Genomic DNA, 13,942 nt, shown 5'->3' with positions numbered 1-13,942 from the left:
CAGGCGCTTAGAAGCGCGTGCGCATACCGACGGCGAACTCCGTCTGGCTGTTGTGGCCGTTGGTGCCGCCCACGATGTACTGATCTTTCAGCTTCATGTAGTCAGCCGCGACGTAGAACTCCGTGCGCTTGGACACGTGGTAGAACACCGAGCCGTACAGCGTGTTCTTGCGGCCGCTGCCCGCTGCCGTGGCACCCGCAACGTTGGCATAAGCGTTGAGCGTGTTGCCATCGGCGCTGAACGCGGCGTTGCCGGCCTTCATGATCTGGTAGCCGATTTCGTAGTCGAAGGCGCCTTGCGGAGCGATCTTCAGCGACACGGTGTAGGCGTCGTCCTTGCGGTTGCCCAGTGCGGCCGGTTGCTCGCCGGTGTAGTGGAAGTAGCCGGCGTTCACGCGGAACATGCCGAAGATCACGTTGCCGCCCACCGAGTACGAGCGGTCCATGAAGCCGTTGACCTTGGCTTGCTGCGCGAAGCCTGCGAGGTGGAAGTTGTCGCCGTTGTAGCCCAGCGCCAACGATTCGGTGGTGCCTTGCGTGAACTGGCCCGGCACTTCACCAAACTGATAGCCCAGGGCCGTCAGGAAGCGGCCGCCCCACATCTTCTTCCACACCACGCCGTTGTTCATGCGCGTACCGGTGGCGCTGCCTGCGTAGAAGATCAGCTGCTTGAAGTTGTTGACGTTGGTGTAGCCGCCTTCGTCCAGACCGACTTTCTCGCTGGTGTACGGGTCGCCGTAGATCCCAGAGATGTCACGCGCAATCGCGTTCTGGCGGCCGAAGGTCAGCTTGCCCAGCGATTCGCTCGACAGACCCACCCAGGCGTCGCGGTTGAACAACACGCCCGGGGTGTCCATGTTGCCGGTCGGCGTCTCGAATTCCGATTCCAGCTTGAAGATGGCCGACGTGCCGCCGCCCAGATCTTCCTTGCCGGTCAGGCCCCAGCGGCTGCCCGAGAACCAGGGCACCTGGAAACCGGTGGTGCGCGCGCCCGCGGCGTTGGTGTTGTTGACGGTGCTGATGGTGGTGTCAATCAGGCCGTAAAGCGTCACGTTTGACTGGGCATGGGCGGCGCTGGCGGCCAGCGTGGCCGCGGCAGCTGCAGTTGCCGCAAGGGCAAACTTGATGCGGGACATTGAAGTCTCCTTCCTTTGTGGGTGATGGTGTCCGGTCGTGATGCCGGCTTCGGGAAACGCGCAACGGCAGTGGGTCAGGCCGCCGATGCAATCGCTGGGCGAGCGTAGAAGGGGGCACCTTTCTGGAGCCTTTCGCGTCGGCGTGCGCGCAACGCTAGGGTCTACCCGTATTGGGGCATGCGCAGACGCGCGGTTGTTGCGCCGCCCAATGCAATGCATTGCAGCCCCGGCAATCGGCCTCGCGGTAGAGTGTTGAGTCACCTCGTCTCATCTCATATCACCTCCACCAGACCCCGCCCATGCATCCGTCCCAAATGACCGGCCTGCAACTGCTGCAGGCCATGTCGCACGGTGATCTCCCGCGCGCGTCCATCAGCGAAACCATCCCGATGACGATGGATGTCATCGAAGCAGGCACCGTGCACTTCGGTGCCCAGGCCGACAAGCGCCACCTCAATCCGCTGGGCGGTGTGCACGGCGGCTTTGCGGCGACGGTGCTCGACTCCGTGACCGGCTGCGCCGTGCATTCGATGCTCGAAGCCGGCGTCGGCTACGGCACGGTTGACCTGAACGTGAAGATGGTGAAGGCCGTGCCGGTGGATACACCGCTGGTGGCCGTTGGGCGCGTGCTGCATCTCTCGCGCACGATCGGCGTGTCGGAGGGCACGCTCAAGACGCAGGACGGCACATTGCTCGCGCACGCCACGGCAACGTGTGTCATCCGCCGTCCGTGATTCCGATTGACCTGGAGCACCTGATGTCTGAACCGCTGCAAACCCTGTCTGCCTTGTCTGCGAAAACCACCGCGCTGGTGCTGATCGACCTGCAACGCGGCATCCTGCCGTTTGCCCAGGGGCCGCACTCGGCCGAGCAGGTATTGAGTGCGTCCGCCAGGCTCGCCAAGCGCTTTCGCGAGCTGGCTGCGCCCGTGGTGCTGGTGCGCGTGGGGTGGGCGCCGGACTACGCCGATGCGCCGCGCCAGCCCGTCGACCGGCCCGCGCCCACACAGCCGGGCGGTCTGCCGGCGCAATGGTGGGAACAGCCCGCCGAGCTGGAAGTCGCACCCACCGACATCCAGATCACCAAGCGCCAATGGGGCGCGTTCTACGGCACTGAACTTGATCTGCAACTGCGCCGTCGCGGCATCACCACCATCGTGCTGGGCGGTATCTCGACGCATGTGGGGGTGGAATCGACCGCGCGCGCCGCGTGGGAACACGGCTACGCGCTGGTGCTGGCCGAAGATGCGATGAGCTCGAACGATGCGGCCATGCATCGGTCGTCGGTGGAGAACGTATTCCCGCGACTGGGCCGCGTGCGCGACACCGGCACCATCCTCTCGGCCTTGACGGCCTGAGCTTTCAGGCCCCGTCCTCGACGGGCACGTACAGCACCATGCGCAGGCGCGGGTCTTCCATTACCGGCAGGCCGATGTAGTCGTAGCGGACGACCTGGCCGCCGGGCGTGCGGATCAGCTTATGTTCTGCACGCTGGGCGCGCACTTCGTGCTGACGCCACCACGTATCGAACTCGCGGCTGCAGGCGCGCAGCCGGTCGACCAGCGCCACGAGCACCGGGTCGTCTGCATGCGGGTCGTACACCGCGCGAAACTTCGCCAGCATGCGGCGCGCCTCGTTTTCCCACTCGACAAAACGCTCGCGCGCATTGGCGTACAGGAACATGTAGACCAGCGAGTTGCGGTCTTCCGGTGGCATCGTGCCGAAATCCATGAAGAGTTCCGAGGTCGCCTCGTTCCAGCACAGCAGCTCCGTGCGATAGCTGCGCACGTGGGCAGGCAAGACCATGCCGGCAACGGCCCGGCGCAGGACATCGGGCACTGCTTCGGCGGCTGAACGCCCGGACGCCGCAGCCGCGGCACCCGTCAAGACCGACTCTGCGCGCGCCAGGCCCCGCATGTGCGCGCGCTCATCCGAAGACAGCTTCAGCGCCCGCCCGATCGCCTCGATGGTCGCCACCGAGGGCCGCACGTCACGCCCCTGCTCGATGCGCACGTACCAATCGATGCTGATGTTGGCGAGCTGCGCGACTTCTTCCCGGCGCAGCCCGGCGGTGCGGCGGCGCCCGCTGCCCTCGGGCAGCCCCACGTCCTGCGGACGCAGATGGCTGCGGCGGCTGCGCAGGAACTCGCCCAGCTCGTTGCGGGGCGCGGCGGGCAAGGGCGCAAGGTCGGCGGTGAAATCGTCCATGGCGGTATTACACACGCTGGCATGCGCAGGTGGGAGGGACAAGCTAATCCTAGGTTAATCCTAGCTCTGCATCGAATCGGCTCGCGCACCTACGCTGCGTTCACCTCTCTTTCCGGAGCCGATCGTGACTCACCCTTCTTCTGCTTCCTCCGTATCGGAACGCCGCCGCTGGCTTGCCTTTGGTGTGATGGTGACGGCGCAATTCATGTTCATCGTCGATGCGTTCATCGCCAATGTGGCGATTCCGAGCATCCGTACGAGCCTGCATGCCACGCCCGCGCAACTGGAGGCCGTGCTGGCGGTGTACCAGCTTGGCTACGCGATTCTGCTCATCACTGGCGGCCGTCTGGGCGATCTGTTCGGTCGCAGACGCGTGTTCCTGCTCGGTCTCGTCGCCTTTACCGCCACCTCGGCCGGTTGTGGGCTGGCGGGCAGCGCGGCGGCGCTGATCGCATGGCGTTTCGCGCAGGGCCTGTCGGCCGCGATGATGGTGCCGCAGGTGCTGGCGAGCGTGCAGGCGCTCTTTGCCGGCGCCGAGCGCGACCGCGCGCTGTCGATTTTCGGCCTGGTGATGGGCACCGGCGGGGCGGCCGGGTTGCTGGTGGGCGGCGCACTCACCAGCGCCGACGTCGCCGGGCTGGGCTGGCGCTCGGCCTTCCTGATCAACGTGCCGGTCGGTTTGACTGCCGCGCTGCTTGGCTGGCGCTGGATTCCGCACCCGAGCGCCGACGCCGCAAAGGTGCATCTCGATACCGCCGGCGTGGCGTGGATGGCCGTCAGCGTGGCCGCCGTGCTGGTGCCGCTGCTGTTCGGCCGCGAGCTGCACTGGCCGGTGTGGACCCTGGCACTGCTGGTCGTAGGCGTGCTGGGCATGGCAACGTTCCAGCAGCTCGAGGCCCGTGTCGACCGCGCCGGCGGGACGCCGCTGCTGCCGCCCACCTTGCTGCAGCATCGCGCCTTCATGACGGGCCTGACGGCGTCGGCGCTGCACTACATCGGGATGATGGCGTTCTTCCTGGTGCTGACGCTGTATCTGCAGAACGGGCGGCAGCTGTCAGCCGTGCGCATGGGTGTGGCCATCCTGCCGCTGGCCATCACTTTCTTGATCACGTCGCGGGTGGCCAATGCGCTGGTGCGGCGCTATGGCGTTCGCGCGCTGCTGGCGGGTCTCGGCCTGATGGCGGTGGGCCTGTTGGTGCTGCTGGCGGGATTCGGGACGGAATGGGCGCACCCCGCCACGCCGAACATGATGCGCATCGGCATTGCCGTGGCGCTGTACGGGGCAGGGCAAGGCCTGGTCGTCGTCCCGCTGATCGGCCTGGTGCTGACGGGCGTTGCACGTACGCAGGCCGGCGCAGCGGCGGGGCTGCTGATTACCGTGCAGCAGTTGGCAGGCGCACTGGGCGTCGCCTGTATCGGCGGGCTGTATTTCACCTTTGCCGCTGCCGGCGGTGCCAACGGCATGGCGCGCGGCACGATGGCGGGATGCATCGCCATGCTGGCAGCGCTCGGCGCAGCGGCCGTGGGCTTTGCGCGGCTCGGGGCACAGCAGCGGCAACTGGCGGCCGCTAGCGCGGCAAGTCCGGCCTGAGCCGCACCATCAAACCACTTCCACCATTCGATACTCGGGCGCGCGACACAAGCGCGCCCGTGTGCATTGATCGGCCGCAGCGGTGATTCCACACTCCCGCGCGATGCGCTTGGCATTGCTCGCCTTCTTCCCGCATGGCCACTGTTTCCCACCTTCGTACCGCGGCTTCGGCCATGTCTGCTCCACCGTCCCTGGCTCGCCGCATCGTCGCGGAAGGGCTTGGTACGGCCTTGCTGATTGCGGTAGTGATCGGCACGGGCATCCACGCAAGCCGGCTCTCCGGCGGCGATGCCACCTGGACGCTGCTGGCGCAATCGCTGGCCGGCGGCGCCGGTTTGCTGGCGCTGCTGACGGTGTTCGCGCCAGTGTCGGGGGCGCACCTGAACCCGGCGGTCACGCTGTCCGCGTTGCTGCGGGGCGGTCTGCGTGGGCATGAGGCGCTGGCCTATCAGGCTGCACAGGCCGTGGGCGCCGCGCTGGGTGTGGCAGCCGCGCATGCCATGTTCGGCATGCCGGCGTGGGCAGCGGGCACTCACGCCGCCACAGGGCCGGCGCTGTGGTGGAGCGAAGCGCTGGCAACGTTCGGACTGATCGGGGTTGGCATCGCATGCGGCCGTCATGCGCCAAAGCAATTGCCGCTGGTGGTGGCCGCCTATATCGCGGCCGGGTACTGGTTCACGTCGTCGTCATCGCTGGCCAACCCCGCGTTGGCTCTTGCCTGCGCGCTGACCGACGGCCCCTCCGGCATCCGCCCCGGCGATGTCCCGGGCTACATGCTGGCGCAACTGGTGGGCACGTTGCTGGCAACGCCGTTGTTCAATTGGCTGATGGGTGTGGACGCAGCACCCGCGCTGGCATCCGGCACCACCATCGCACCAGCGCAAGCCGTGCCGATGCATCGCCAGGCAAGTTGATGACCGGCGCTCAGCGGGGCGCTGTCAGCCCGCTGGCGCGGGCGTACTGAAAGAGATCGATTTCGCGCACCAGGCCCAGCTTGCGCAATGCTACGGCCTTCTGTGTGCTGACGGTCTTCACGCTCGAACCGAGCATCTGTGCGATGTCCGACACGGCCGTGCCCGCGGCATACAGGCGAAGCACTTCCCGCTCACGTGCGCTCAGCCGCTCGAACCCATTCCGGTCGTTGGAACCGAGTCCCGCCTCTTCCAGAATGCGCGGGCTGTCATAGCGCACGCCGCGCGCGGCCGCCATGACGGCGTGTCCGGCATGAACAAAGTCATCGTTCTTGCTGACTATCCCAGCCACGCCAATCTGCCGCATGCCGCGTAACAGCGCCGGATTGTGGACCATCGTGCAGACGACGATGCCGCACCTGGGATGCTGCTGACGCAGGCGCACCAGCAGTTGCATGCCATCGAAGGCGGGTTCGCCACCCAGGTTGTAGTCCGTAACGATGACGTTGCAGTCGATGTGCGCAAGCACCTGCATCAGCTCGCGCCCGTCGTGTGCCTGTGCGACGACCTGCTGCTGTGGAAACTGCCCAATGGCCGCCGCCAGCCCCATGAGAATCACCGGATGATCGTCTGCCAGCACGATCGAGAGGACAGGGCACATGCGCACGCCGTCAGGTCAGGCGCGTCGCCGTGGAGGACATGGCCGGCGCGGCGAGCAACAGGGTGGAAGAGATCGGAGCCGTCATGGAAGTCAGGAGCGCCGCTGAAAGGAGCCGGTACCTTACTCACCGGATATGCCCTGCGGGATCAGACTTTTCTTACTTTGGCTCCGCGTAACCTTTCGGGGCAGAAGCTGCTTTTATCTGGGTTGAGGAAAACTGAATGACGCGGTGGCGTTCGCCCTTAAGCCGCCGCCTGCACGTGCGCAAGAAACGCGGTCACGGACAGTGGTGCCGCCCACAGATAGCCTTGCCCGGTCGCACAGCCCAAAGCGCGCAGCGTCTGGCGCTGCGCTTCGGTTTCCACCCCTTCGGCAATGCACTCGAGATGCAGCGCGCGCGCCAGCTCGATCATCGTGCGGCAGATCACGCCGCGCTGGCTGGCCTGGTCCACCGCGGCTGTAAACGAGCGATCGATCTTGAGGATGGTGAAAGGCAGATCGGCCAGCAGCTTGAGCGTGGCAATGCCCACGCCAAAATCGTCGATGGCCAGAGGATGGCCCAGCAGGCGCAAGCGGTTGAGCGCGATGGTGAGCTGCGCGGCATCGTGCACCGGCGAATCCTCCGTCAGCTCGATGGCGATGGCGCCCGGCGCAATACGCGCCTCGCGCACGATGGCATCGATGCGGTCTACGGTGCCGGCCCGGCTCAGCGTCTGCGCAGACGCATTCACGCCAATCGAAACGGGGTACGCGTGCGCGGACAGCGCGTGCTGCACGCGCACGCAATGCTCCAACACGTGGAAGAACAGACCGTCCGCCAGCCCCAGCGCTTCCAGGCGCGGCACGAAAGCGGCGGGCGACACGCGCCCATGCACCGGGTGCATCCAGCGGCAAAGCGCCTCGGCGCCGGCGATCTGGTTGCTGGCCAGATCGTGCTGGGGTTGGAATACGACCTCGATCTGCTCGGGCGTTTCGTGGATGAGCGCGGCAAGTTCGTCGTCAGAAAACTGCGGCAAGCCGGCGGTTGCGGCAGGCGCCCGGTCCCGTTCGCGCGCGGCGGCTTCTTCCAGCAGCGGCAGCACGTGTGCAGGCCGCAGCGGCTTCTGCACGCCGCGCGTGCGCGTCAACCCGATCGCATCGGCCAGGCTGACATGCGACTCGACAATTGGCGCATCCATCGCACTGACCCACGCCCACACGGGCGCCTGTCGTGGAAAGATGCGGCCGCCGCGCAAGTGCATCTGCTCCATCAGTTCGGGACCGTTCATCGCGGGCATGTCGATGTCGCACAGCACCAGATCGACGTGGCAAAGCTGCAGGAGATAGAGCGCCTCGCGGCCGTCGCACGCGGTCAGGATCTGCTGCACGCCCAGCGTATGGAGCAGTTGCCGGGCGGCAGCCCGTTGCACGGGGTGGTCATCCACCACCAGCACGGCGAGTTGCGCGAAACCTTCCATCGGCCAGTCCTTGTTGTTGTGGGTATCGGGCCGAGGCGCATCCCGTTTGCGCTGTGTGACGGCACCATCAGCCGCCATTGAATCACCGCCGGGGAGCCTTGTCAGGCGAAGTCAGCACGCGGCGCCGGAAAAAACAAAGCCCGCGCAGCTTTTCAACTGCGCGGGCCTTGAGAGATTCCCCCAACCTTTTGAGCTTCCGGCGCCGGTGTCGACAGCGTCGGGATGGAGGAAATCGTGCCCGAAAAAAATGAAGCCCGCAACAGGGGCGGGCTCAAAAGGGGGGGAGTGCTCTCTAAAGAGAGAGCAAGGTGAAGTTTAGTGGAGGGGGTGCGGTCAGACTGTCCGGGGTTCGCCGAAACCCTTGTAGGACAAAAACTGACGAAATTTCGCGATGTTAGCGGCACAAAGCACACCGTTGCGCGCACATTCGCGGCGAAAACGTGATTCAAACAGCGCTTTGATCTTTCTCCGCCGACGTGCGTGGCAGTGATTGAAGCGTGGCTCGAAGCGCACGCTTGAAAAATCCGTGCTCGTTGCTATCGGGCAACGCCGCCGAGGGAAACACGCAGAAAAATCGAGAATTCAGGGTAGCCGGAACCGGCCGAGATGCAAGGCGGCCGGAAGAAGAACAAAAGCCGCGCGCCAAAGAAAAAAGCCCGAGCACCAGGTGCTCGGGCCACAATCCACCAAGGAGGGTGGAGGAGACAGTTCCTACTATAGCGAATCGTTTGTTGCGTTGCAATAACGTAGAACTACTTAATGTAACGAGAGGCTACAAGCGTTGCCACGGCGCCACGCGTGACGAAAACGATTGCACCTGTCACATAATGCCGCAGCGCAACAAAACGCGGCGGCGCACCGGAAGACTGGACAGGCTCCCGGCATGCCACGCTTCAATCTCGGGTCAGCCCGCGAAAGTAACCGCTGACTTAGCAGCCGCCGCTTAAAACGCCGGCAAGATCGCACCCTTGAACTGCGTGTCGATGAACTTGCGCACGTCTTCCGATTGGTAGGCGCGCACCAGCGTCTTCACCCACGGCTGGTTTTTGTCTTTTTCACGCACGGCGATCAGGTTGGCGTACGGACCCTGACGATCTTCCAGTGCAATGGCGTCCTTGGTCGGCGTCAGGCCGTTCTTGACCGCGTAGTCGGTGTTGATCGAAGCGGCGTCCAAGTCATCCAGCGAGCGCGGCAGCTGCGCCGAATCCAGCTCGATCAGCTTGATCTTCTTCGGGTTCTCGACCACGTCGCGCGGGGTGGCGTTGTTGCCGTTCGTGCCGGCGCCCGCCTTCAGCTTGATCACGCCGGCCTTCTGCAGCAGCAGCAGCGCGCGGTTGCCGTTGGACGGATCGTTCTGGATGCCGACCTTGGCGCCTTCCTTGAGCTGCGCCAGCGACTTGATCTTCTTCGAGTAGAAGCCCATCGGCGCCACGTAGGTCAGGCCAACATTGACGATCTTGTAATGGCGCGCCTGGATCTGGCTGTCGAGGAAGGGCTGGTGCTGGAAGCCGTTGGCGTCCAGGTCGCCCGAATCGAGCGCGGGGTTGGGCTGAGCGTAGTCGTTGAACTCGATGATCTTGACGTCGAGGCCATCCTTCTTGGCAACCTTCTGAACGACTTCCCAGATTTGCGCATCGGGGCCGCTCATGGTGCCGAGCTTGATCTGCTTGGTATCGGCGTGGGCGGCGGTGGCAACGGCAAAGGCGATGGCCGGTACGGCCACCCGCGCAAGGCGGGAGAACAGGGACATGGAGAAACCTCGTGGATCTTGTCGTGAATGAAATCCGCCCGCGGGTGGCGGGCGTGTGACGTGATCCTGTCATAGCGGCGTATGTAACCGAACGACTTTTTCGGCATGTCCATATGCCCTGCAACGGTGCAGGCTAGGCGATGGACTCGGCGTCCTCCACAGGCGGCGGCTCGGCGGCGGGCAGGGCGACGACGAAGCACGCGCCGCCGTCAGCCGGTGCCTCCACCCAGATGCGGCCGTGATGCGCGCTGACGATGGCCTCGCACACGGCCAGACCCAGGCCGACGCCGGTGGTGGCCGATTCCTTCTCGCCGCGCGTGAACTTCTCGAAGATGGTCTGCACCGAACCCGCCGGCACGCCGGGGCCGTGGTCGCGCACACGCAGGCGGAGTTCGTTGCCGCGTGCTTCGTCGTGGACAATCTCGCCAGAGATACGCACCTCGGTGCCGGCCGGCGCAAACTTGCCCGCGTTCTCCAGCAGGTTCGACAGCACGCGCTCCATCAGCGGCCCGTCGCAGCGGATGAGCGGCAGGGCTGCGAGGTCATCCACAACCACGCGATGATCGGGCAGCGGAATCGCCTGCAGCGCCGCGCCGACGAGTTCCTCCACCGATTGCCACTCCAGCCGCAGCTTGACGTCCTGGTTCTGCAGGCGCGCCATGTCGAGCAGGTTGGTGACCATCGTACGCATGCGCTGCGCCTGCTGCCCAATGGCGGCCGCAGCTTCTGCCTGCAGCGCTGGCAGGGGCGGCTGCGCGCGCAACAGCGTCTCGGCCATCCCCACCAGCCCGGTGAGCGGTGTGCGCAAATCGTGCGACACGGCGGCCAGCAGTGAATTGCGCAGCCGCTCCGATTCAATCCGCACCAAGGCGTCGCGGGCCACTTCCACGTAATGCACGCGCTCAATGGCGATGGCGACGAGCGTGGCGCAGGCGTCGATCTGGCGGCGATTGTCGGGTTGTGCGAGCACGTGGAAGGTTTCGGGCTCCACGGCCAGCACACCGCGAATGGCCATCGGCGCTTTCAGGGGCAGATACAGCACCGAACCCGACGGCAGCGTGTGCGTGCCCGTACCGGCAGGCTGGCCGTGCTGGTATGTCCAATCGGCCAGCACGCGGTCCAGGTTTGGCATGCCGGACGGTGCATCGGTGCTGCCTTCGGGCTTGGCGACTTGCGGCGCACCCAGCCGCCCATCGAGCCCGACGAAAAAGAACGCGCAGCGCCCGCCAAACGTCGCGTTGACGAAGCGCCCACCGATGCTGACGATCTGGTCCAGCGTGAGTGCGGCAGACAACTCGCGTGCGGCCTCATACAGCGCATGTGCCGCCGCCTCGCGCTGCACCGCTACCTCCGCTTGTTCACGCAAGCCTGCCGTCAACTGGCCCACCAGCATGCCGACCGCCAGCATCACCCCAAAGGTCAGCAGGTACTGTACGTCGCTCACGGCAAAGGAAAAACGTGGCGGCACGAAGAAGAAATCGAACAGCGCCACCGACAGCACCGAAGCCAGCGCTGCCGGACCCCGCCCATGGCGCATCGCCACCGCCACCACCGCCGCCAGGAACAGCATGACGATGTTGGCCAGGTCGAACACCGGCCGCACGAGGCTGGACAACGCTGTCGCCACGCCCACATACACGCACGCGGCCACGTAAGACGGCTTGAGCCAACCGGCCTGCGCATCTGCCGCGCGCTGGGCTTCGCTGCGCACATCAGCACGGCCGACCTCTGCTGCGCGCGGCGTGAGCTGGATATGCGCCGGGTCCGCCGCGGCGCGAATCACGTCGACCTCGGGGCAATGTCGTGCGAGCGCTTCGGCAAAGTCACCGCTGGGCAGGCGGCGCTCCAGCCCGATCGCCAGCCGCAGCGCAACGACGACCGCGCGCGCCGATCGCCAGCGCTTCTCCGGCGGCCGCCCGATCACCGCCTTGGTGATGTTGTGGCGGCGGATATAACCGGTGATTGCCTCGACGGCGTTGGTGCCGGCCAGCGTTTCCACCTTGGCACCGGCGTCTTGTGCCAGCTTGAGCAGGGCATGCAAACGCTCGGTGCGCGCATCGGCGGCACGCAGATGCGGCATCACCACCGCCACCGCATGCCAGTCGCATTCCAGTTGCGCGGCCAGACGCGCGGCGCTGCGGATGACCTGTTCACCATCGCCCTGCGGGTCCAGGCACGCAACGACGGTCTCGCGCGTGCGCCAGACGTTTTCAATGCGACGCGCGCGGCGATAGGCCTGCACGTCATCGTCGACGCGGTCGGCGGTGCGGCGCAGGGCGAGTTCGCGCAGGGCGATGAGGTTGCCCTTGCGAAAGAAATTGCGCGCCGCATGCTGCGCCTGCTCGGGCATGTAGACCTTGCCCTCGGCCAGGCGGCGCAGCAGTTCATCGGCGGGCAGGTCGACGAGGATGACTTCGTTGGCCGCATCGAACACCGCATCCGGCACGGTTTCCCACACGCGGATGCCGGTGATGCTGCCGACGGCCTCGTTCAGGCTGTCGAGATGCTGGACGTTGACGGTGGTCCAGACGTCGATGCCTGCGGCGAGCAAATCCTCAATGTCCTGCCAGCGCTTCGGGTGGCGCGAGCCCGCCACGTTGGAGTGGGCAAGCTCATCGACGAGGATGAGTGCGGGCTTTCGCGCCAGCGCGGCATCCAGATCGAACTCAGGCAGCGTACGGCCCTTGTATTCGATCTGGCGGGTGGGAAGGTGTTCGAGGTCGGCGACCAGCGCGGCGGTTTCGGCGCGGCCGTGGGTTTCGACCAGGCCGATGACGGCGTCGATGCCGGCTGCGCGAGCGGCCTTGGCTGCTGCCAGCATCGCGTAGGTTTTGCCTACGCCGGCCGAGGCGCCGAAGTAGATGCGGAGTTTGCCGCGGGCGGACTGTTCCTTGCCGGATTGGAGTTCGGCCAGGAGTTGGTCGGGGTTCGGGCGCTGGTCGGCTGGCATGGTTTGTATTTTGGGTGCTTTTCGTTCTTGTGGTGCATCCCTTGTTTCATCCCCTGCCGGGGCTGACTCACTTTTTTTTGTCTTGCCAAAGAAAGTAAGCAAAGAAAGGCGCGCCCGAGATGGCGAAAGATTCCTTGAATTTTCGTAAGCGGGCGGAGACGGGAAAAACTCGCTGCGCTCAGACAGTTTCCCGTCTTTTTTCCGCCCGCTTACGAAAATTCAAGGCGCCATCTAGGGCAGGGTACGGCCACACCATCGAAGCACCACCGCAGTAGAGCGTAAGCGACAAGACGCGAAGCAAAGCGAGCGAACCAGTGGAGTGCGAGCGAAGCGAAGCAGCACACCGCAACAAACGAAACTTCGACAGACCACGTAAACCACCGTTTTGGCCGTTGACGTTCCTGCCCTAGATGGCGCCTTGGATTTTTGTTGCGGGGAGGATAAAGAGGGGAGGCCTGTCTGAGCGAAGCGAGTTTGCCTCCCCTCCCTCCCCGCGACACAAATCCAAGGGGAAGTCGCCATCTCGGGCGCGCCTTTCTTTTGCTTACTTTTCTTTGGCAAGACAAAGAAAAGTGAGTCGTGCCCGGCAGGGTACGAAAGGGGGATAGACCACCAACATCAAAGTCAAGCCAGTGGCCCACAACCCTCACTTCAAATCATCCAACGCCAGATTCAGCTCCAACACGTTGACGACCGGCTCGCCAAACACCCCAAGCACCGGCCCCTTGGTGTTCTCAGCCACCACCTTCTTCACCAGATCAGGCGACATGTGGCGAGCCTTGGCCACACGCTCTACTTGGTGCGCCGCAGCAGCAGGACTGATCTCCGGGTCCAGCCCGCTAGCCGAAGCCGTCACAAGATCAGCAGGAATCGGCGCAGTGTTCGTCGGGTCCGATTCCTTGAGCGCCGCAATCCGCGCCTTGGCCGCCTCCGTCAGCGCCGGGTTGCTCGGCCCCAGGTTGGAGCCGCTTGACGCCTGCGCGTTATAGGGGTTCGGCGCCGTCGCCGAGATCCGCCCCCAGAAATACTCCGGCGTATCAAAGTTCTGCCCGATCAACGACGAGCCAACGGCCTTGCCATGACGCTCGATGATCGAGCCGCCGGCCTGCGCCGGAAACAGCGCCTTGCCAACCCCCGTCACCACCACCGGATACAGCACACCGGTAATGAGCGACAGCCCAACAAACACCACCAGCGCCGCACGCAGCAGCCCACCTTGTTGCGGCACATCGGCCTGAACAGGTTGACGCGCTTGAGTTGTGGTTGCCATGAATGCACTC

The 13,942-nt window shown here is 65.2% G+C and carries 11 protein-coding genes; 4 read left to right on the top strand and 7 right to left on the bottom strand.

Features of this window, described 5'->3' with window-relative positions:
* Window positions 1–7: 7 nt before the first annotated feature.
* Window positions 8–1,135, bottom strand: coding sequence for a porin (locus CFE42_RS14745; protein ID WP_004628462.1), 1,128 nt, complete (start codon window positions 1,133–1,135; stop codon window positions 8–10).
* Between the two features lie 299 nt (window positions 1,136–1,434).
* On the opposite strand from CFE42_RS14745, the gene CFE42_RS14740 reads away from it, so the two are divergent.
* Both CFE42_RS14740 and CFE42_RS14735 read left to right on the top strand, forming a co-directional pair.
* Complete coding sequence (locus tag CFE42_RS14740) at window positions 1,435–1,869, top strand: PaaI family thioesterase (RefSeq protein WP_004628463.1); 435 nt, start codon at window positions 1,435–1,437, stop codon at window positions 1,867–1,869.
* 23 nt (window positions 1,870–1,892) lie between these two features.
* Window positions 1,893–2,492, top strand: coding sequence for a hydrolase (locus CFE42_RS14735; protein ID WP_251471224.1), 600 nt, complete (start codon window positions 1,893–1,895; stop codon window positions 2,490–2,492).
* A 4-nt stretch (window positions 2,493–2,496) separates the two neighbouring features.
* Here the strand turns inward: CFE42_RS14735 and CFE42_RS14730 are convergent, their stop codons facing one another.
* The gene (locus tag CFE42_RS14730; protein WP_004628467.1) at window positions 2,497–3,342 is read right to left on the bottom strand and encodes a helix-turn-helix transcriptional regulator; all 846 of its coding nucleotides are present in this window, start codon (window positions 3,340–3,342) and stop codon (window positions 2,497–2,499) included.
* A 124-nt stretch (window positions 3,343–3,466) separates the two neighbouring features.
* Here CFE42_RS14730 and CFE42_RS14725 point away from each other — a divergent pair, with 124 nt between their 5' ends.
* Together CFE42_RS14725 and CFE42_RS14720 are read left to right on the top strand one after the other, a co-directional pair.
* Window positions 3,467–4,933, top strand: a complete 1,467-nt coding sequence (locus CFE42_RS14725; protein WP_004628469.1) for an MFS transporter — start codon at window positions 3,467–3,469, stop codon at window positions 4,931–4,933.
* A gap of 173 nt (window positions 4,934–5,106) precedes the next feature.
* Window positions 5,107–5,847, top strand: a complete 741-nt coding sequence (locus CFE42_RS14720) for an aquaporin (RefSeq protein WP_004628471.1) — start codon at window positions 5,107–5,109, stop codon at window positions 5,845–5,847.
* A gap of 10 nt (window positions 5,848–5,857) precedes the next feature.
* On the opposite strand, the gene CFE42_RS14715 is transcribed toward CFE42_RS14720, so the two are convergent.
* The 5 genes from CFE42_RS14715 to kdpC all read right to left on the bottom strand — a co-directional run bounded on the left by CFE42_RS14715 (window position 5,858) and on the right by kdpC (window position 13,932).
* Window positions 5,858–6,505 carry a response regulator transcription factor gene (locus tag CFE42_RS14715; protein ID WP_004628473.1) on the bottom strand — a complete coding sequence of 216 codons (648 nt, stop codon included), beginning with the start codon at window positions 6,503–6,505 and terminating at the stop codon, window positions 5,858–5,860.
* A 242-nt stretch (window positions 6,506–6,747) separates the two neighbouring features.
* On the bottom strand, window positions 6,748–7,962 hold the full coding sequence (locus tag CFE42_RS14710) for an EAL domain-containing response regulator (protein ID WP_004628475.1): 1,215 nt from the start codon (window positions 7,960–7,962) through the stop codon (window positions 6,748–6,750).
* Between the two features lie 943 nt (window positions 7,963–8,905).
* Complete coding sequence (locus tag CFE42_RS14705; RefSeq protein WP_004628477.1) at window positions 8,906–9,712, bottom strand: MetQ/NlpA family lipoprotein; 807 nt, start codon at window positions 9,710–9,712, stop codon at window positions 8,906–8,908.
* Window positions 9,713–9,845: 133 nt separating this feature from the next.
* Window positions 9,846–12,662, bottom strand: a complete 2,817-nt coding sequence (locus CFE42_RS14700; protein ID WP_004628479.1) for a sensor histidine kinase KdpD — start codon at window positions 12,660–12,662, stop codon at window positions 9,846–9,848.
* Between the two features lie 646 nt (window positions 12,663–13,308).
* Window positions 13,309–13,932, bottom strand: coding sequence for a potassium-transporting ATPase subunit KdpC (gene kdpC, locus CFE42_RS14695; RefSeq protein ID WP_004628482.1), 624 nt, complete (start codon window positions 13,930–13,932; stop codon window positions 13,309–13,311).
* Window positions 13,933–13,942: the final 10 nt, after the last annotated feature.

It is taken from the genome of Ralstonia sp. PBBBR1 (assembly GCF_002256165.1).
GTDB lineage: Bacteria > Pseudomonadota > Gammaproteobacteria > Burkholderiales > Burkholderiaceae > Ralstonia > Ralstonia thomasii.
The sequence above is the reverse complement of the archived record's forward strand: the minus strand, read 5'-3'. Positions and strand labels throughout refer to the sequence as shown.